General features: G+C 66.5%; 16 protein-coding genes. 8 read left to right on the forward strand and 8 right to left on the reverse strand.

Features of this window, described 5'->3' with window-relative positions:
• Positions 1-85 precede the first annotated feature (85 nt).
• Both ACYVDK_RS06440 and ACYVDK_RS06445 read left to right on the forward strand, forming a co-directional pair.
• Complete coding sequence (locus ACYVDK_RS06440; RefSeq protein ID WP_460519636.1) at positions 86-1,609, forward strand: IPT/TIG domain-containing protein; 1,524 nt, start codon at positions 86-88, stop codon at positions 1,607-1,609.
• A gap of 98 nt (positions 1,610-1,707) precedes the next feature.
• Positions 1,708-2,868 (forward strand): helix-turn-helix transcriptional regulator, encoded by a 1,161-nt coding sequence (locus tag ACYVDK_RS06445; RefSeq protein WP_460519639.1) that lies wholly within the window; start codon positions 1,708-1,710, stop codon positions 2,866-2,868.
• 537 nt (positions 2,869-3,405) lie between these two features.
• Here the strand turns inward: ACYVDK_RS06445 and ACYVDK_RS06450 are convergent.
• Together ACYVDK_RS06450 and ACYVDK_RS06455 are read right to left on the reverse strand one after the other, a co-directional pair.
• Positions 3,406-3,546 carry a hypothetical protein gene (locus tag ACYVDK_RS06450; protein WP_460519642.1) on the reverse strand — a complete coding sequence of 47 codons (141 nt, stop codon included), beginning with the start codon at positions 3,544-3,546 and terminating at the stop codon, positions 3,406-3,408.
• Positions 3,547-3,702: 156 nt separating this feature from the next.
• Entirely contained in the window at positions 3,703-5,070 is a 1,368-nt protein-coding gene (locus ACYVDK_RS06455) for an FAD-binding oxidoreductase (RefSeq protein ID WP_460519645.1), read from the reverse strand.
• 142 nt (positions 5,071-5,212) lie between these two features.
• Here ACYVDK_RS06455 and ACYVDK_RS06460 point away from each other — a divergent pair, with 142 nt between their 5' ends.
• The gene (locus tag ACYVDK_RS06460; RefSeq protein WP_460519647.1) at positions 5,213-5,887 is read left to right on the forward strand and encodes an HAD family hydrolase; all 675 of its coding nucleotides are present in this window, start codon (positions 5,213-5,215) and stop codon (positions 5,885-5,887) included.
• Positions 5,888-6,008: 121 nt separating this feature from the next.
• Entirely contained in the window at positions 6,009-6,362 is a 354-nt protein-coding gene (locus ACYVDK_RS06465) for a hypothetical protein (RefSeq protein ID WP_460519650.1), read from the forward strand.
• A 223-nt stretch (positions 6,363-6,585) separates the two neighbouring features.
• Here the strand turns inward: ACYVDK_RS06465 and ACYVDK_RS06470 are convergent, their stop codons facing one another.
• Positions 6,586-6,966, reverse strand: coding sequence for a response regulator transcription factor (locus ACYVDK_RS06470; protein WP_460519653.1), 381 nt, complete (start codon positions 6,964-6,966; stop codon positions 6,586-6,588).
• 220 nt (positions 6,967-7,186) lie between these two features.
• Positions 7,187-7,819: a ScbR family autoregulator-binding transcription factor gene (locus ACYVDK_RS06475; RefSeq protein WP_460519656.1), complete on the reverse strand. Its 633-nt coding sequence runs from the start codon at positions 7,817-7,819 to the stop codon at positions 7,187-7,189.
• Between the two features lie 178 nt (positions 7,820-7,997).
• Between ACYVDK_RS06475 and ACYVDK_RS06480 the strand changes: the two genes are divergently transcribed.
• The 3 genes from ACYVDK_RS06480 (at position 7,998) to ACYVDK_RS06490 (ending at position 12,426) form a co-directional block, all read left to right on the forward strand.
• Positions 7,998-8,798, forward strand: coding sequence for a response regulator transcription factor (locus tag ACYVDK_RS06480; protein ID WP_460519659.1), 801 nt, complete (start codon positions 7,998-8,000; stop codon positions 8,796-8,798).
• Positions 8,799-9,440: 642 nt separating this feature from the next.
• Positions 9,441-11,408, forward strand: a complete 1,968-nt coding sequence (locus ACYVDK_RS06485) for a sensor histidine kinase (protein WP_460519662.1) — start codon at positions 9,441-9,443, stop codon at positions 11,406-11,408.
• A 193-nt stretch (positions 11,409-11,601) separates the two neighbouring features.
• Positions 11,602-12,426, forward strand: coding sequence for an AfsA-related hotdog domain-containing protein (locus ACYVDK_RS06490; RefSeq protein WP_460519664.1), 825 nt, complete (start codon positions 11,602-11,604; stop codon positions 12,424-12,426).
• Positions 12,427-12,993: 567 nt separating this feature from the next.
• On the opposite strand, the gene ACYVDK_RS06495 is transcribed toward ACYVDK_RS06490, so the two are convergent.
• Both ACYVDK_RS06495 and ACYVDK_RS06500 read right to left on the reverse strand, forming a co-directional pair.
• Entirely contained in the window at positions 12,994-13,461 is a 468-nt protein-coding gene (locus tag ACYVDK_RS06495; RefSeq protein WP_460519667.1) for a MarR family winged helix-turn-helix transcriptional regulator, read from the reverse strand.
• Positions 13,458-14,111, reverse strand: a complete 654-nt coding sequence (locus ACYVDK_RS06500) for an MBL fold metallo-hydrolase (protein ID WP_460519670.1) — start codon at positions 14,109-14,111, stop codon at positions 13,458-13,460. Before ACYVDK_RS06500 ends, ACYVDK_RS06495 begins: the two co-directional genes overlap by 4 nt.
• 122 nt (positions 14,112-14,233) lie before the next feature.
• Between ACYVDK_RS06500 and ACYVDK_RS06505 the strand changes: the two genes are divergently transcribed.
• Positions 14,234-15,919 carry a serine hydrolase domain-containing protein gene (locus ACYVDK_RS06505; RefSeq protein WP_460519673.1) on the forward strand — a complete coding sequence of 562 codons (1,686 nt, stop codon included), beginning with the start codon at positions 14,234-14,236 and terminating at the stop codon, positions 15,917-15,919.
• A gap of 171 nt (positions 15,920-16,090) precedes the next feature.
• Here the strand turns inward: ACYVDK_RS06505 and ACYVDK_RS06510 are convergent, their stop codons facing one another.
• Together ACYVDK_RS06510 and ACYVDK_RS06515 are read right to left on the reverse strand one after the other, a co-directional pair.
• On the reverse strand, positions 16,091-16,687 hold the full coding sequence (locus tag ACYVDK_RS06510; RefSeq protein WP_460519675.1) for a TetR/AcrR family transcriptional regulator: 597 nt from the start codon (positions 16,685-16,687) through the stop codon (positions 16,091-16,093).
• 64 nt (positions 16,688-16,751) lie between these two features.
• Complete coding sequence (locus ACYVDK_RS06515; RefSeq protein WP_460519678.1) at positions 16,752-18,764, reverse strand: MDR family MFS transporter; 2,013 nt, start codon at positions 18,762-18,764, stop codon at positions 16,752-16,754.
• Positions 18,765-19,315: the final 551 nt, after the last annotated feature.

A 19,315-nucleotide genomic window follows, 5' to 3' on the forward strand; every position in this document is an offset into this window, starting at 1 on the left:
CCACATCCCACTCGGAGGTTCTCGTTCGTTCAACCAGGCTCGCCGCCACCAACGTCCTGGCCGGGTACAGCTAGACGCTCTCGATATGACACTGAACAAGACGATCACTGAGAACGGGCTCGACTACCTTCCTTGTTCAGTACTGGAGACCAACCAGGACAATCGGTGCGGCGACGCGCTCGACGCGAACTGGGCGGCACCCGGGACTTACTACAACTGGGCTTGGAACGGGTACCTGATGGATGCCCCGATCAGTTCGCCGACGTCTGCCTCCATGGCCTCCTGGATCGACTCCACACTGTCCTATGGATTCGGACGCACAGAGAACGCACTGCCGCAGGACACGTTCGGCGGATATCCGGGAGAAGGGTTCTACTCGACGGCATACAACGCTGCGTACGGTGGGTGGGGCCTTGCGAGCAACGACTATCGCGATGAGGGCATCCGGGCGTACGAGTTCATGATCAGCAACGATCAGAGCGGTCCGAACGCATGGTGGGAAGGATCGACCGCGCCCAGCGCGTCCACACCTTGGATCGGCTTGCATCCGGCGAGTGGAGGGGGCTCCTCGCCGCACTCGTGGGGTATCGCGTTGGCGAACCTGACCCTCCTGGACTCGCTGGTCGCTCAGCGCGCTGACGGCTCTCTCATCGTGGGTCGTGGGGTGCCGAACAGCTGGGTCGCTGACGGCAAGCCGTTCGGGGTGACGAACGTTCCGGTCTCAGGGGGCAAGCGAGTCGACGTCAGCATACGGGAGCGCGGGAACGTCGTGACTCTCCACGTGTCGGGGGCACGGCGGACGGCCCCCACGACCTTCGAGCTGCCCGCCTTCGTGAACAATATCGCCAGGGCGTCCCAGGGTGCTGTCGATCAAGCCTCGGGTGCCGTCACGGTGGGTGCAATGACGGAAACGCTGACAGTCACGCTGAAGCAGCGGCCCGACACCACCGTCGCGCGACCGCCATCGACCGCCCCTAAGCTCACTGCCGTTCAGCCGTCCGCGGCTTACGCAGGCCAGACGGTTGTCGTCACGGGGATCGGGTTCGGTGCCACGCAGGGATCGAGCTATCTGAAGTTCACCGACGGCGACATCAACTGGGGGCAGCCGGGCGACGCCGCGACCTTCCAAGTCGACTCGTGGAGCGACACGTCTATCAGTTTCACCATCCCTACTGCGTCCGGCCCGGGCGGCGAATATGCGGTTACGTCCGGAACGACGGGAAGCATCATCGTGAACACAAACGGCGGAATATCGAACACCGCAACCGTCTCGCTCCTCGCCGCACCGGACATACCGACGATCACGGCGGTGAACCCGTCCGCTGCCTCCGCGGGCCAGGAGGTGACGATCACGGGGACCGGGTTCGGTGTCACACAGGGGTCGAGCTACCTCAAGTTCACGGATGGTCAGATCAACTGGGGTCAGCCCGGCGATCTCGGTACGTTCCAGATCGACTCATGGAGCGACACTTCGATCTCCTTCACGGTGCCGACGCCTTCTGGTCCAGGGGGCGAGTATTCGGTGACGCCGGGAACGACCGCGACCATCGTGGTGACGACTGCGGTAGGAACGTCGGCGCCGACGACGATGCACGTGCCGCCTTCTTGATCGGACCGCCGCGATTGGACGGGACCACATCCGCACGCAGGGAGCATCCGCCTGCCCGGTCACGGCCGCGCAAATCGCTCATAATTACAATCGATCCCATGGCACAGAGACCGGCGCGGACCACCATGGCTGCCGTGGCGGCCGCCGCCGGTGTCTCGGTTATGACCGTCTCCTACACGTACTCGCGCCCCGATCGGGTCGCTGCCGTGACACGTCAGCGCGTCGAAGCCGCTGCCGCCGAACTCGGTTACCACGGGCCTGATCCGACAGGTCGGCTTCTCAAGCGCGGCCGCAGCAACACCCTTGGCGTGATTGTCGGCGAAGGGCTCCCCTATGCATTCGACGACCCTGAGTCTGCCCGGTTCTTGGCCGGTGTCGCATCGGTGTGTGTGGAATACGAGCAGAACATGATGCTCATTCCGATCAACGACGACGCCGGTGACCGTGATCGCATCCAAGAAGCCGTCGTCGACGCATTCATCTGGTGGACAGGGGTCTCGGATGGACCCGTCCTCGATGCGCTGCTGGCGACGGGGAAGCGGCTTGCGATCCAAGGATCCGAACCGCACCACCTTCGGAAAAGGCTCGAAGAGCCTGGCCGACAGCGTCATGGGGGTGTGCGTGTCATTTCGATCGACGACTTCCGTGCAGCGCAAGATGTGGCGCTGGAGACGCTCAACCAGGCGCGTGCACCGGCGGTAGTGAGTTTCTCACTTGTTCCGAGCGATCACGCTCGACTCGTCTACGGGCCCGACCCGGACGAGGCCGAGATCCCCAACGCACGCGAACGGCTCCGTGGATTTCGAGCCGCCTGCGAGCAGCGGGGGTTCGAGTGGTCCCGCGTGCCGGTGGCGGTGGTGAGTCGCAACGATCGACAGGATGCGGTCCAGATCGTTGATGATCTGCTCGGGTTGGAACCGCGACCAGACGCTGTCATGACCATGAGTGACCAGCTTGCCCTGGCTGTCGCTGACGCCGCCGGGCTGCTGCGGCTGCCCATCCCCGACCACATTGCCATCAGCGGCTGGGATGACTCGACCGCAGCCGCCGAGCACGGCCTGACCAGCGTGCACCAATCTCTCTACGAGCAGGGGGCATCCTGCGCGGGATTCGCCATCAAGAAGGCGCCCAGGCGGGCCACATCGGAATGGAGCCTTGCGGTGCGCGCCTCGACCCGTCGTTCGCAGAGCCCGGGCCGACCGCGGCATGGGCGACTCGCTGGAGACACCGCCCCGGGCAGTGATACCGCGCGGGAGTAATCTGCGGGCACGTTGTGCCGACTACCGCGGGTGGCTGAGGTGGCAACTGTGTGTATCGATACGACATACGTTGCCACGGCGGAGTGCGAGGCGGGCGACGGATCGGAAGAGGGGCTGATGGGGTTATCGAGACCGCACCGGGCGAGCAGGAACGCAGCGGAGGGGTGCACCGACCCGGGTGTGGCAGTGGTTGCGGCGAACCCACGGGCACGCGCGTGATCGCGCTCGTACAATGGGTCGGTGGGAACGGAAGCTGGGAGGTGCACCTTGCAGAAGGTGCGCTTGTCGACCAAACACCCTCCGGGTGGACGCTCCAGATCCGAGGGCAGGTCTTCACGTTCCCGGCCGACTCATGGTCGTTGCTCGAGGATCCAGCAATCCTCCCTGTTCTCAGGCGGGGAGTCGGAAGTTGAGAGAATTAGCGCCGCAGGGCGACCGCTTCGCTCATTCACCTAGCGTGCAGCGCCCCAGCGATTCACGAGCACAGCGTTCCACTGGCCACCGACCGTCAACCGGGAACCCGAGCGGGATCGCTGTTCAGGATGCCTGCACTGCGCGTCTGGCGAACGCCGGACCGGCCAGACGGATGCCCTCCTGGGCGACCGCGGACAGCGACGCGTCGGTGCGCGCCACGAACTCCAGGTACGGCGCGAACTCGTCGTGGGTGCGATCCGTCACTGAGCGCGAGGGTTCGACGGCGACGCCACCGGCTGTGAGACACGTGATCGGAGGCATGTCACAGTAGGCGCGGGTGGGACCGCGGGAACCCCGCATGTTCTGTGCCACGAGAACCTGCTCTGGCACACGATAGGCTCCGTCTCCGCCTCCGCCGCCTTAGATCATCACACCGGGGTTCAGTATCCCGTCGGGGTCGAGTGCGTCCTTGATGCGCCGAGTGAGCAGCATGACATCGGGGCCGAGCTGGTCGGGCAGCGAGTCTCGCTTTGCCCGGCCGACGCCGTGCTCGCCGGTGATGGTGCCGCCGAGCGAGATGGCGAGGTCCATGATCTCGTGGAACACCGTCATCGCCCGCTCCTGGGCTCCGCGTTCATCCGGGTCGAAGACGACGTTGGGGTGCGTGTTGCCGTCGCCGGCGTGCGCGCACACCGAGACATCCATTCCGTGGCGCTCCCCGATCGCCGTGATGCCGTTCACGAGCTGTGGCAGCAGAGGAACATGTACGCCGACGTCGCCGTACATGAGCCTGCCCCGCATGCCCAGCGCCGGAAACACGGCACGGCGTGCTGCCGCGTAGCGCTCGCCGTCGGCCGCGTCCGAGCACACCCGCGTCATGATCGGCGCGTGGGCGCGGCAGATCTCGTCCATACGTGCGATCTCCTGCGATCGCACCGGCTCTGGGGCATCCGATTGGATGATCAGCATCGCCGCGGCGTCCCGGTCGAGGTCTTCGCCGGAGTAGTCGCACACCGCGCACGTCGATGCACGGTCCATGAATTCCAGCATGGCCGGGCGGATGACCTGGCGGATGGCAACGACGGCTTCGGTGGCGTTCTCCACCGAATCGAAGGTGGCCACGAGGGTGGACGGCTCGCCACGCGTCGGGATGAGGCGCAGAATGGCCCGGGTCACGATGCCGAGCGTTCCCTCGCTGCCGACGAAGAGTTTGACCAGTGACAACCCCGCCGTGTCCTTGATCTGCTGCCCACCCAGCCTGACGAGTGTGCCGTCGGCCAACACGACGTCGAGGCCGAGCACGTAGTCGCTCGTCACGCCGTACTTCACGCAGCACAGGCCGCCCGCGTTTGTCGCGATGTTGCCGCCGATCGAGCAGATCTCGAACGACGACGGGTCGGGTGGATACCACAGCCCGAATTCGGCGGCCGCGGCCTTCACCTCCGCGTTGAACAGGCCGGGCTCCACGGTCGCCGTGTGGGCGCGGGGGTCGATGCTGATGGCGCGCATCCGCTCCATGCTGATCGTGATGGCGCCGCTTCGGCCCTCAGCGCCGCCGGAGAGCCCGCTTCCTGCACCGCGAGGCACGATCGGCACGCGATGGCGGCTCGCCCATCTCACGATCTCCTGCACCTGGGTGGCATCGCGCGGGCGGGCCACTGCCAGCGGCGTTTCGGCCGAGCCTTCTTCGGCGGTGTCCCAGCGGTAGCGGGCGAGCACCTCAGGGTCGAGCGAGACGACGTCGTCGCCGAGCCGGTCGACAAGTCTGGATACGGGAATGTCCGTCACGATGACCCCTCTCCGTCGAAGTGTCGCGTCTTCCCAAGCTACTCCCGCCCCACGATGCAGCCGACGGCGCCCTCTGCCGTGTTAGCGTCAGACCGGCCGAACCAGCCCGCGCCATCCGCTCGTGTCGCAAGGAGCATCCGCCGTGCCGAACCCTCCAGGAGTCGCATTCTTCGACGTCGACGAGACGCTCGTCTCGGTGCGCACCCTCGAGTCGTTCCTGCTGTATTACCGGGGTCTGGTGCCGTCGATGATCTCGCAGGATGACCTCCGCACGCTTGCCGCCGAGGTTGTTCGACTGGGTCGGGCGGAGTTCAACCGCCTCTACTTCGGCATCTGGGCCGACCAGCCGGCCGAGCAGGTGCGTGAGGCCGGCCGCGCCTGGTACGCCGAGGCGTCCGCTCGGACGGGCTTCTATAGGGCGAACGTGCTCCGCCGGCTGCGGGAACATCAGGCTGCCGGAGACCATGTCGTGCTCGTCTCGGGGTCGTTCGCGGCACCGCTGGAGCCGCTGGCCGCCGACCTCGGGGTCGAGCGGCTGTACTGCACCGAGCTCGAAGTGCTCGATGGGCGCTTCACGGGTGCGATCAGCCAGGCGATGATCGGCGACGACAAGAGCCGTGTGGTCGAGGAGTACCTCGCGTCCTTCGACTCGGAGACGACCAGCTGGGGTTATGGCGACCACTCCAGCGATCTGTCCCTGCTGGAACGGGTGAGCGATCCGATCGTCGTGGGTTCCGACCCCGTCATGCTCGAGGTCGCGGCCGAGCGGAACTGGCCGGTCATGCCGATCGAGCGGCCTCTCGCGCCGCGCAGCTGAACGGTGCCGGCGGAACCGCCCACGAACCTGCGGTGATCCAGCGGAAATCTTGCCGATCGAGCGGCAGCGCCCCGCGATACCTTGATTTCTATTGCCCCGGAATCAACCGCGAAGGACCTCTATGGCATCGATCGCCGCAGCGCTGAATGAGCTGCTCGCAGACCACGCCGTCTCGGTCGAGGATGCCCTTGCCCGCCATTTCACCGACTCCTACCGGCAGAGCACGAACGGCGAGTGGATCGATCGCGCGGCATTCGCCGAACAGATGGCGCAGATGCGGCCCTTCATAGACCACGTCGAGATCACCGTGCTCGACGAGGTGTCGCAGGGACCGGCGTATGCGGAACGACACGTCATCCGGGTGGCCCAGCGCGACGGCGGAGTGCTTCGCCAAGAGGTGTTCCTCTTCGCCCGCCTCGCCGAGGACGGCAGGTTCGACTCGCTCGAGGAGCTCGTGCGAGCGCTTCCGGCCTGACGGATCGGCGGTTTCGACGGGCTCAACCGGCGGGGGGCTTGACGGATCGGCGGTTTCGACGGGCTCAACCGGCGGGGGGCTTGACGGATCGGCGGTTTCGACGGGCTCAACCGGCGGGGGGCTTGACGGATCGGCGGTTTCGACGGGCTCAACCGGTGGGGGGCTTGACGGATCGGCGGTCGGCGGGAGCGCTCAACCGGCGGGGGCTCGACCGGCGGGGCGCTCAGCGGGCGGTCGAGCGCAGCCGTTGGTCGACGCGGTCCTGCAGCTCCCTGGGGCGGAACGGCTTCGTCATGTAGAAGTCTGCACCGGCGTTCAGGCTGGCCTCCTCCTCGTGCGGAGCGGTGACGGCGCTCAACACTACGATGAGTGCGTCGCTGATCGCTCGGACGCGCCGGATGGTCTCGACTCCGCCGATGCCGGGCATTCGCAGGTCCACGGTTACGACGACCGGATGTACCGCACGCACGGCGGCGAGCCCGTCGAGGCCGTTGGCCGCCGCGACGACAGAGAGATCAGCGCGTTCGAGCACCGCGCAGACGAGGTTCCGGATCTCGTCGTCGTCTTCGATGACGACAGCACTCCGGCGGATGCCCGGGCTCACCGCACCCTAGCCGGTCGGTCGATTCCGGAGTCCCGCGAACGCGTATCGGACGTCGACCGCGGAGGGGGCGTCGGGTTGCTGGACATGCGGTCGCTTCCTCTCCTCGGGCGAGATTCTCCAATCTAGACGCACGTCTGAACATTGCAAAGCCCCCAAGACGAGGGGCAGAGGGCATCGTGAAGCAGACCCGCACGACGGGCCCGTTCAGCGAATCCGAGTTTCAGTAACGCCCCGACTCGGCGCGCAGGCGAGTGACGATCTGTTCCGAATCGTCTACTCCAAGCCCGGGGAGCATGAGCAGCCAGTAACGTTCCACGCGGGCGTGCACGTCTCTGGCTCCGGTCAGACGATGCGCCACCTGCTGCAGCCCGGTGAAGGCTTCGACAAGCACCTCGGCTGCGCCCTCGGCGTCCAGGCCGGGCGGGAGAGTGATGGATGCGCCGGCTTCTTTCAGCAGGCCCAGAATGAGCTTGTTCCAGCCCAGGAACGGGGTGGGCAGCTTGACATCGCGAAGGCCGGCATCGTGTTGAAGGCGGATGCCTGCGCGCACCAGAACATCGTCGCGAAACCTGGCGGAGACGACGAATGACAGCAGTACCATCGCCTCGACGCCTGTGTAGCCGTCGACTCGTGTGCGGTCCAGCACCTCGTCCCACTGGCCGTACTGGCGCACCACGACCTCGCGGGCGAGCTGCTCCTTGGCGGAGAAGTGGTAGCTCATCGCGCCCTTGGTCCGGTCGAGTCGGGCGGCGATGCTCGAGAGCGACGACCCGGCGTATCCGAGCTCATCGAACTCCTCCGCGGCGGCGAGTACGATCTCCTCGCGCCGTGCTGCCCCTCGCGCCTGTGCCATCGAGATAACAGCCTAGATCGACTGAGGTGGAAGCCGCGAGATCTTGCTGTCGCTGCCGAACCGACCCCACCGATGATCGGCGCAGCCGCGAGAGGCGTTGACGGATCGGTTGAGCCTGATTCGATCATGAAGGCTTCGCCAGATGGATCGGCGCCTAGCGGTTGCTACGCTTCCGAGCATGGGAGCGGTCGAGGGGGAATGTGCCGTCGTCATCGAAGACGATGCGGTGATCCGCGAACTGATCGGCACCGTGCTGGAGCAGATCGGTCTCGAGGTGATTGCTGTCTCGAACGGGGTCGAAGGTGTCGCACGGGTGGCCGAGCGGCAGCCGGTGCTCGTGACGATAGACGTGGCCATGCCGGGAATCGACGGATTCGAGACGGCGAAGCGTGTTCGGGCGATCAGCAGCGCGTACATCATGATGGTGACCGCGCGCGATGAGGAGATCGACGCCTTGCAGGGCCTCGGCGTCGGGGCGGACGACTACGTGCTGAAACCGTTCCGGCCGCGGGAGCTTCGGGCACGCGCGGAGGCGATGCTGCGCAGGCCGCGCGCCGTGGAACTGCCGAATGGGCAGGCATCCGCCGGGTTGCATGCACGTTCCGGAACGAATGGAGCAGCGGATGCGTCGGAGACGTCGGGCGGTGCCGTACTGGAACACAATGGCATCGTGCTCGATCCGGACACCCGTATCGTGATGAGGGAAGACACCGAACTCGAGCTCACGCGCAGTGAATTCGAGCTGCTGCAGGCGCTTCTGACGTCTGGCCGCAATGTGCGCAGCAAGGACGACCTCGCGCGGCTTCTGCGCGGTGACGGTTACGTCACGAACCCGTATGTGGGCGATGCGGATCGTCGCGGTGTAGAAGTGCACATCGGGAATCTGCGCAAGAAGCTCGCCGACAACCCCGCTTCGCCATATCTCATCGAAACCGTGCGCGGGGTCGGATACCGCCTGGCGGCTGCGCGCCGACCGTAGCCGCGACCCGGAAATCGTCTGCTCCTTGCCCCCAGTTAAGGGGCAAGGGGAAACGCGCGAGTTTCGCTTCGATGTGGTGAACTCCCGGCTCGGGCAGATACCCTGTAGTTCTCCATACTGTTGTCGTTGTGACGCGCCCATTGGCCTTCGGGCCGCATTCGGGTTGAGGCTCGTCTCAGACCGGGGGAGAGGGGGCGCCTTCATTCGGGTTGAAGGCGCCCCCACAATCGATCGTCTGCGGATTCCCCCTTCGGGTTGAGGAACCCTTGCAATCGGTCGTTCTCATCTCGGGAACATCGTCAGTCTGCATTGCCTGTGCACCGATTGGCCGCATGGCCTGCTCAAGAGAGCCTCAGGAGAGTAGACAGCCACGTGCCAGACTTGAGGTGACGCTGCGGCTCGGGGGCACGGACGTCGCTGCCACCCGCGCTCGAGATGCGTCGGAACGCTTGAGGGCGATCGCGTGGGCGGCGTCCGGAGGGGAGCGCAATGTCTGAGACAACAGTGCGCAGTGGTTCGGCCGAGCGGAGTGACTCGCGTGAACCCGTCGATTCGTTCTCGCATTCGGGTTCGGGGTCGCATCGCGATTCCGGGCGACGCCTCGATTCACCGCGCCCGCATTCCGATGGCGCGGCACAGGCCGTGACGATCTCGACGGACTGTCGCGCCTGCGCCGACGCTGCACGCGCGGCACTGACCGCTGCGGGGCTCGACGCGCGGGCGGCCCACGTCGCGATCGGGCAGGGTGCGGGCATCCACGGTCCTGTGCTGTCGGTGGTGGAGTCCATCGACCGTCTCGACCGCGACCTGCTCGTCACCGCCGTCGACCGCGACTACCTGCTGCTCGAGCAGGTTCCGCAGGAGCTCGCGACGCGCGTTTCGCTGTTGCGCGAGCGGTCCGCACGCAGAGCATCCAGGCTTGCGGATGCCGAACGCTTGAGAAGCGAGACGATCGCCATGGTGTGGGCGGTGCACTCCGAGCAGACGCTGACCGGCCTGGCATCGACCGCGACCGAGGGCATCCGCCGCATCTTCGGCGCGCGCGCGGCCGCTTTGGTCGTACCCGCGGACCCCGAAGGATGCGAGAACGCGGCGGGTCCCGTGCTGTGGGTCTCGCCGGGCGGGGAGTCGCCTGAGGTCTTCGAGAGGGTGTCCGGATTGGTGGCGGAGCAGACATCGATCGCTGATCCGGCTGCGCCGCCGCCGCAATGGCCGCACCAGAAGTCGATCGTTGACCTTCCCCATGACGTGGACACCGATCTGGTGAACACGGTGTTCGACCGGCACGCCGGGCACGTCATGCTGCTTCCGGTCGACTTCGATGACGTGGCGACCGGAGCACTGCTTGTCGCGGAGGCGGTGGGAGCGGCTCCTCGAACCAGTTACGAGCGGGCGCTGATGTCGTGGCTTGCGACGCACATCGGCCGTGCCGCCTCCGAACTCTGGATGCAGGACCGCCAGGAGAATTACCAGAAGGAGCTCAACGAGACGACGTCTGAACTGAAGGCCCTGAACGACGAGATGAGCGACCTGAGCGTGGTCGTTCGCTCGATCGCGGATGCCGTCAACGTCGGCGTTCTCTTCTACGACACCGAGAACAGGCCGGTTCTGCACAACCGCATGGTCGAGCGGCTGCTGGGGCTGACGGGTTTCGACCCCGGGACGGGTCTCAGCAAGCACGTCTACGCATCCGACCGGCGCACCCGTGTGAAGCAGGACAAGAACATCATCTCCGAGACGCTCGAAGGCGATCAGCGGGGCCTGATCTACTGGGTCGGCGATCCGGAAGGCGAACAACGCGCGATCGTCACCGAGGCGCACTCCATCGCCCGCTCGAACGGCGAGGGACTGGGGTCGGCGATCGTCACATACGACGTGACCGACTTGGCGAATGCGATCGAGATCCGTGAAGAGTACCTCGCCACCGTCTCGCACGAATTGCGCACGCCGCTGACCTCCATCGTGGGCTATCTTGACCTGATCGACGACGGATACGACATCGAGACGCTCGGTTTCGGGAAGGAGTTCCGGAACATCCAGCGCAGCGCGACCCCGATGCTCACCTTGATCCGCGACCTGCTCAGCACGAGCACGAGGGAGTTGACGCTTCGCATCGAGCCGATCGACCTCTCCGCGCTGCTGACGCAATCGGTCGCGACGATCCAGCCCACGGTGGATGCAGCCCGGCAGACGCTGCACCTCGAGATGCCTTCGTCGACGGTGCTCGCGCACCTCGACGGTGCGCGGATCAAACAGGTCGTCGACAACCTGATCTCGAACGCCGCGAAGTACACGCCGGAGGGCGGCGCCATCACAGTACGGCTCGGGCGAGGCGACGACACCGTCGAAATAGCCGTCGCAGACAACGGGCGCGGCATCGGCAAGTCGGATCAGGCCCGGCTTTTCGACAGGTTCTTCAGAACGCGGGACGTGCGCGAGGCAGCCATCCAGGGCGTCGGCATCGGGCTGACCATCGTGAAGACGATCGTGGACGCGCATGGCGGCGTCATCGTTGTCGAGAGTGAGCCCGGGCAGGGCTCGACATTCACCGTACGGCTGCCTGCGAGGGCCGAATCCACACCACTGCCCACTCTTCCGATGGTGCCCTGATCGGGGGGTGTGCGGCACCCTGATCGGGGGGTAGAAGCAGCGTCGAATCGGGCATCCGCCCGGCCGGACGCGCGACTAGGGTTGAATCACCTTCGCGTGGCCGTACCCGAATGCGGTCGGAGTCGGCCCCGGCTCGTGTCACAGTCGACACTCTGCACTCGGCGCGAAATCGACAAGTTAAGGGTGCGTACAGTTGCCTCTCATCGACAGCAGCGCCGCTCACCGTTCCACCCGTTCGGAGACGCTCGTGTGGGCCATCGAGCAGCTTTCCGAGCGGTCCTGGTCTGCGGACATCGAGATCCCGCGTAGCCACTGGTTGTGCCACCCCGTTCCCTCTCGCGTTCCGGTCACGCTTCTCGCCGAAGCGTTCCGGCAGGCGGGGCTTGCGATCTGCGTGGCCGGGCTCGGCATGGGGCAGTCCGTTCAGTTCGTGGTCTCGACCATGACGGTGCGAGTGGAGACCGAGGAGCTGTACTTTCCTCGATTCGGGGCGCTCGAGGGAAAGCTCGAGGTGGCGTTCGCCGACATCCGTTACCGCAAAGATCTGCCGCACCTGCTCGAGGTCGACTACCGGCTGCCGGGCGTCGCATCGGGTCACGTCGGCGCCCGCGTGTTGAGCGACCGCGAGTACGGGGCGATTCGTCGCAACGCCGACCGGCTGGGCGATGACGTGCGGGAGACGTCTTCGAAGCTCATCGATGTACTGGAGCAGGATGCCGAGCACGTCCGCGCCCGCCTTGCTCTGAACGAGACCGACCCGTTCTTCTTCGACCACCCGGTCGACCACCTTCCCGGAATGCTCCTGCTGCACGCATCCGCACTTCTCCACGAGGATGTCTACGGCACCCCGCCGCGATCCTTGACCGTGTCGTTTCCGGCATTCGGCGAGTTGCGCATGGAGACGGTCGTGGAGGCGAGCCTCAGCTCGCACGGCATCGAAGCGGCGTTCGTGCAGGGCGAGCGGACCATAGCGACGGCGGCGACGGACACCGGCCCCGCCGCGACGGTCGCCGGCTGAGCGATCCCCGGCAGATCCTCGCTGGTTGAGCGACCCCCGCCGGATCCTCGCTGGTTGAGCGACACCCGCCGGATCCTCGCTGGTTGAGCTTGTCGAAACCAGCCGCTGGCGGTGCCGGGGTTCGACGTGCTGGTTTCGACAAGCTCAACCAGCGGGTTGGATCGACCAGCGGGTGGGCTCGACCAGCGGGTGGGCTCGACCAGCGGGTCGGGTCGGGGTGGCGTGGCCGTGGGCTCAACCGGTGGGTGGGGGGCTGGTTTCGACAAGCTCAACCAGCGGGTGGGCTCAACCAGCGGTCGGGTCGGGGGCCGTGGAAATGACGCGGGCGCCGGACCCTTTCCTGCCGAGCAGTGCAAGGGGGTTGCACTGGGGGACCAAGGATCCGGCGCCCAAACTGCGTCGTACGAACCAAAAGGTTCGTGGTGGGCGAGACGCTTTCGGGTCGCGCTCGCCCGTTCTCGGGTTGAGGCTTGTCGCGGTAGCCGCAACTCGATCCATACTGCCAACCCCGTCGCCGGTGCGAACACTGGAAAAGCTCAGGATTTGCTCAAGCCTCGAGGACTGCGCTCACGATGTGATCTTCCGCAGCAGATCGGGAACGCGACGCAGCAACTCCCGCTCGTCGTCGTCGAGCCGTTCCGTGATGGCGTGCGCGAGCAGGTCGCGCCGTACGTCCCTTCCTCGTTCGAGGGCGACGCGCCCGGACTCGGTGAGCGAGATGACGAATCCGCGGCCGTCGGCCGGGTTCGATGCCCGCGACACGAGGCCGTTCCGCTCGAGTTCGGCGATCGCGCGGCTCATGCCTTGGTGTCGTACGCCGCGACGGGTGGCCAGTTGAGCGATCGTCTGCGCCCCCTCGGCGTCGAGCTGGGCGAGCGCTTCGGCATGCGCCCGAGGCCGGCCGGTGCTCTGCGCGCGCACCGATCGGACGAGACGGCCGATGGCCACGCGGAGGTTCTCGGCCAGTTCTCGGGCATCCGTTTCGGGTGTATCGTCACGCCGGGAGCCGCCGGAGCCGGATGCGGCCGCGCTCACAGCTCAACGGATTCGCCGGGCTTCAATGGCAGCATCGGGATGCCGGTGAGGCTGCGTTCGCCGAGCATCCGGTCGACGCCCGCTCTGCCCAGTTCGCTGAGCATGGCGTCGTGGATCGGGATCGACTGCCGCGGCGACACCGCGCGCACGAAGTCGATCGCCTGCGCCATCACCGTCCACGGGCCGGAGGCCGGGAGCAGGAGGGTATCGACAGGCAACCCAGGCACGGAGTAGGAGTCGCCGGGGTGCAGAACCGTGTCGCCCACGAGGAACATGACGTTCTGGTGCGCGCGCATCTCAGGATGGATCACCCCGTGCAGCCCGGCGAATGCCTTCACCCCGATCGGGCCGATCGTGAATTCCGTATCTTCGGTGATGGCGGTCGTCTGCCCGGCCCTTGCGGCGTTCCGCTCGCTGAGTGCGTCGACGACGGCTTGCGTGCCATAGACGTGCAGGTCCGGCCGCCGCTCGAGTGCTTCACGAACTGCACTTACGTCGAAGTGGTCGAAGTGGTCGTGCGTCACGAGCACGGCGTCGGCGTCACGCAGCAGCTCAGCGGTGTTCGGCGTCAACGTGCCCGGGTCGATGACGAGCGTCGTTCCATCGTGCACGAGCGTCACGCACGCGTGTACGTGCCTGGTCAGTCTCATGGGTCTCCTCGGGGAGTCTGGAAGAAGGGATCGGGATGAACTATACAACCTAGTTGTATATCGTCACTGCGACCTCGGCGCAGTCATGCCAGGCTCGTGATGACGACGACGAGAGGATGTCCATGACCACCAGCTCCGCGGATTACGCCCCCAGCACGACGATCGACGAGACCCGCGACGCGGCGTTCGCCACATCCGGCTGGCGCCGCAGCAGTGCAGAGGCGGAGGGTGTCGACCCCGCCGGCATCCGTGCGCTCATCGACGATCTCGACGGGGATCCGCAGATGGACCCGCACGCGCTCGTCGTGGTTCGCCACGGTGCCGTGATCGCGTCGGCCCAATGGGAACCGTACGGGCTCGAGCGTCCGCAACTCGTGTACTCGCTGAGCAAGAGCTTCACCACGACCGCGGCCGGCTTCGCGGTGGCGGAGGGTCTGCTCGACCTCGACAAGCCCGCAGCCGGCTACTTTCCGGAGTACGCCGACAGTGTCGCGCCGGCGAGCCGCGGCATCCTCGTTCGGCACCTCGCGTCGATGGCAACCGGCCACCTGAACGACATGATCGTCGCGTTCGCGATCGATCCGGAGCATCCGATCAAGGCGTTCCTCGCCAGCCCGCCTGAGCGTGAGCCGGGCAGCTTCTTCACTTACAACCAGCTGGCGACGTACACGCTGGCGGCGATCATCCAGCGCGGCTCGGGCGTGCGGCTCAGCGAGTATCTCCGCCCGCGCCTGCTCGAACCGCTCGGCATCGCGCCGGTGGGTTGGCAGCAGGAGCCGGTGGATGTCGAGCTCGGCTTCTCGGGACTCTTCGCGACTCCGGAGTCCGTCGCGAAGCTCGGGCAGCTGTACCTCGACGGCGGCGTGTGGAACGGCAAGCGGCTCCTGCCGGAGTCGTGGGTGCGCGAGGCGACCAGCAGGCAGGTGGAGAACGCGGCGCCCGGGGGACTGACGAAGGCGGATTCCGACTGGGAACAGGGCTACGGCTTTCAGTTCTGGATGGCCCGACACGGCTACCGGGGCGACGGCGCGTTCGGCCAGTACTGCATCGTTCTGCCCGAGCACGACGCGGTCGTGGCGATCACGTCGCAGACGATCGACATGCAGGACGTGCTGAACCGGGTGTGGAAGCACCTGCTGCCGGCGTTCCACGACGCACCGTTGTCTCCGCAGGCCGACGGCGGGGATGCCCTGCACGGAATCCGCCTGAGCATCGGCTTCGACGCGACGCTCGGCTCGCTCTCACAGCTCGACGACTCGGCGCAGGGCGGGTATCGGCGCGCCGACGACGCGACGTCGCTCGAGGAGTACGACGCGCTCTCCGCCGTGACGCTCGAACGGGACGGCGACGGCTGGCGGGTGACGCTGCTCGAGGACGACGCGATCGAGGATGTCGACCCGGCGACGGCAGGCGGCGGATCCGCCGGGGAGCACGCGATCCCTGAGGAATCCGGCGGTGCCGACGACGGCACCGCCGGATGGGTCGCTGCGGTGGGTCCGCGCCGCACATCAGGCACGCCGTCGGGAACGGTGGGAGGCCGCCTCGGCGACGGCGGCTGGGTGGTGACCGAGGGTGCGGCGTCGGGAACGCTCGAGGTCCCTGTGGCGGTGCGGGGCGGCATCCGTTCACTCGACGGCGTCATGCGTGTCGACGTCGCGTTCATCGACACGCCGCATCGGCTCACGCTCGCCTTCGACACGGATGCCCGCACCGTCACCCCGCGGTGGACGACGCGGGCGCTGGGCTTCGACGGGGCGTACCAGCTGCGAGCCGTGCGACCCGGGGAGTCGTTCTCCGTGCAGCGCTGACGCGCGAAGCGCTGAGGCACACGTCGTCGGCCGTTGGCGCGGGTCATGAGACCGTGCGCCGCCGAGGCTACGGGTGCGCCGCCGAGACTACGGGTGCGCCGCCGAGACTATGGGCAACGTCCGTAGTCTCGGCGCGCCAGTCGTAGTCTCGGCGAAGAGGTGGACCGGCGGCTACGCAGGCGGCGTCATCTCGGCGGAGCGCACGGCGACGATCTTGTCGACGGTTTGCCGCAAGCGCTCCGCGACGGGGGCATCCTTCTGCGAACTGTCGTGCATGACCAGGCCGAAGGCGGCCATCACCAGCGTGACCGCGGCGACGGCGACCTCATGCGAGCTCGCGCGCTCCTCGGCGAGCTGTACGAACTGCTCGCGCACGGTGGCCATCCACTGGCTGAACGGGGGCATGAGTTCCGGTCGGTGCTTGATGACCTGTTTCATGCGCCGGTGGTCGAGGCGGGCGTCGGCCGGCTCGCCGACGAGACTGCACAGCGCGGACACGAGGTCGCCGGTCGCTGCCCGGAACTGGTCGACCAACGCCTCGGAGATCGCGGTCTCGGGCAGCCCGAGCGCCGCGGCGGCCTTCGACGAGTAGTAGTTGAAGAACGTTCGCGGAGAGACGTCGGCGTGCTGGCAGATCTGCTCGATGGTCGTGCCGTCGAGGCCGTTCTGGTCGACGAGGTCGAGTGCCGCCTCGTGGATGGCCTGCCTCGTCTGCTGCTTCTTGCGCTCTCGCAGGGTGTCGGGGGCGGGCTGTTGCGCGATGCTCATGGTGTTTCCATTCTGCTCTTCCACTGCCCGGGACGACCGGATCACGGCCGCCCCGGGCGAAGGATCAGGCGCTCTGCAGCCTGATCGAGCCGGTCTCGGTCATGCCGGCGGCATCCGCCTGCTCCTGCAGGGCCGAGGTGGTGCGCAGCGGCGGCACCCTGAAGAACCAGCTCAGGATGAACGCCAGCAGGATCACGCCGAAGCCCACCCAGTAGACCGACACGACGGCCTGCGTGAACCCGACCATGAACGGCTTGCTCAACCGGCTGTCGGCTCCGTTCAGGAACGACGTGTCACTGGTCGAGGTGTTCGACGCGCTCGAGGCCTTCGAACCCGCCTTCGTCAGCTGCTTCTCCAGAGCAGGCGTGAGCTGGTCGACCCAGTGCGTGCGCTGCGTCGAGTTCGACCAGTTCACCACGACGTGGCCGTCCACGACCGTGGCGTTCGCCTTCTGGGCGACAGCGGTCAGGGCGGCGCTCTCCGCGGCCGGCGTCACCGCTGCGACCTGCTGCTGAATGACGCCGGGGGCCGCGGCCTCGGGGATCGCGCCTTTCGCCACCTGGGCATCCACCGCGGCGGTCACCTTGTCGGTGACTGCCTTGTCGGCAGCGGTCTTCGCGGCAGTGGATGCCTCATCCAGCCCCTTCTGCACGTTCGACTTGATCGGGTCGACGATGGGCGTCCACAGCTGCTTCATGATCGCCTTGTTGTCGGCGGCGTTCGCCACCTGCGGGTTCAGCGCGGCGTCGAGTGCTGCGGTCAGCGTGGGCTTGTCTGCCGTGGCGTTGACGATGTTGGTCGGCAGCACCGAGAACAGCACGGACAGCATGATCGCCGTGCCGAGCGTTCCGCCGATCTGGCGGAAGAACGTGGCGGCACTGCTGGCGACGCCCATGTCGGTGGCCTTCACCGCGTTCTGGCTCGCCAGCACCAGCGACTGCATCAGCTGGCCGAGGCCTAGGCCGATCACGAAGGTGCCGAGCATCAGGAACCAGAGCGGGCTGTCGTACTTGAGGAACGTCAGCACCACGAAGCCCACTGCGGTGAACAGCGTGCCGGTGACCGGGAAGATGCGGTACTTGCCCGTCCGTGCGACCAGCTGGCCGGATCCGAGCGAGGCGATCATCAGGCCGATCACCATCGGGATCATCGCGAATCCGGATGCCGTCGGGCTCAGCCCGGTGACGATCTGCAGGTAGAGCGGGATGGTCATCATCGCACCGAACATGCCGAAGCCGACGAGCACGCCGATCACGGTGGCCATCGAGAACGTGCCGGAGCGGAAGAGCTTGAGCGGGATGATCGCGTCATCCTTCATGAGCCCTTCGATCACGATGAACGAGACGATTCCGACGGCGCCGATGACGTAGCAGGCGATCGAGCCGGCGGACGTCCAGCCCCACTCACGGCCTTGTTCGGCCACAAGCAGCAGCGGGACCAGGGCGACGATGACGGAGGTCGCCCCCCACCAGTCGATGCGCGGCTTGACCTGCTTGCCGACCTTCGGCAGGTGCAGGAACGCGATCACCATGAACAGCGCGATGATGCCGATCGGCACATTGATCAGGAAGACCCAGCGCCAGCCGGCGACCCACAGAATCTGGTTCGCACCTGCGAAGATGCCACCGACGAGCGGCCCGATCACACTCGAGATACCGAAGACGGCGAAGAAGTAGCCCTGATACTTGGCTCGCTCACGTGGCGCGAGGATGTCGCCCATGATCGCCAGCGGCAATGCCATGAGGGCGCCGGCGCCGATGCCTTGGAACGCGCGGAACGAGGCCAGCATGAGCATCGACGTCGAGAACGACGACAGCAGCGAGCCGATGATGAACACCGCGATGCCGAAGATGAACAGCGGGCGCCGGCCGAAGACATCCGACAGCTTGCCGTAGATGGGCACCGAGATGGTCGAGGTGATCAGGTAGGCCGTGGTGACCCAGGCCTGCTGCTCGAGACCGTGCAGGTCGTCGCCGATGGTGCGGATGGCGGTGCCGACGATGGTCTGGTCGAGCGAGGAGAGGAACATGCCGGCCATGAGGCCGTAGATGACGAGGAGGATCTGCCGATGGGTCATGATCGGCTTCGATCCCGTTGGCGAACCCGGTGAGGTTCGCACAGGAGCAGTTGCGGTGGACATGCCGGCCCTTCGAGTGACGAGTGAATCGGGATGCGTCGCACCCGTCACCGTCAGTCGGCGCCGAGCGCCGACGTTGGCGGGCAATTTCTTGCAGGCGGTGCAACAATACGCCGATCATGCAGACTATGCAAGTTTACGGATCATGCAAGTTTGCGGAATCAGCAAATGTGCGGAATCAGCAAATATGCGGAGCTGCAGGTTCAAGGGTCGCACGTTGAACTCGTCGGGGGAGACTCCCTGGGGCCGCCACGCTGTCTTCACTGAAGGTCAGGTCGCGAAATCGCCCCACATTGCCGTGCTGAGGGCCGATTTCGCGATTCGAACCGCCGGATATCGGCGCAGAGGCCGGGTGCAGTCGGCGCGCGGTCGACCGGCGGGGTAGCGGCGCCGTGAAAGCCGGGAATCCTGGAGGCGAAGTGACCCGAACACTCGGCCGCCAGGATTCCCTTTCATCCCTCTGGGAAACGCACCGTTGGCCTCCCCTCCTG

The sequence above is a fragment of the Humibacter antri genome (genome assembly GCF_054777235.1).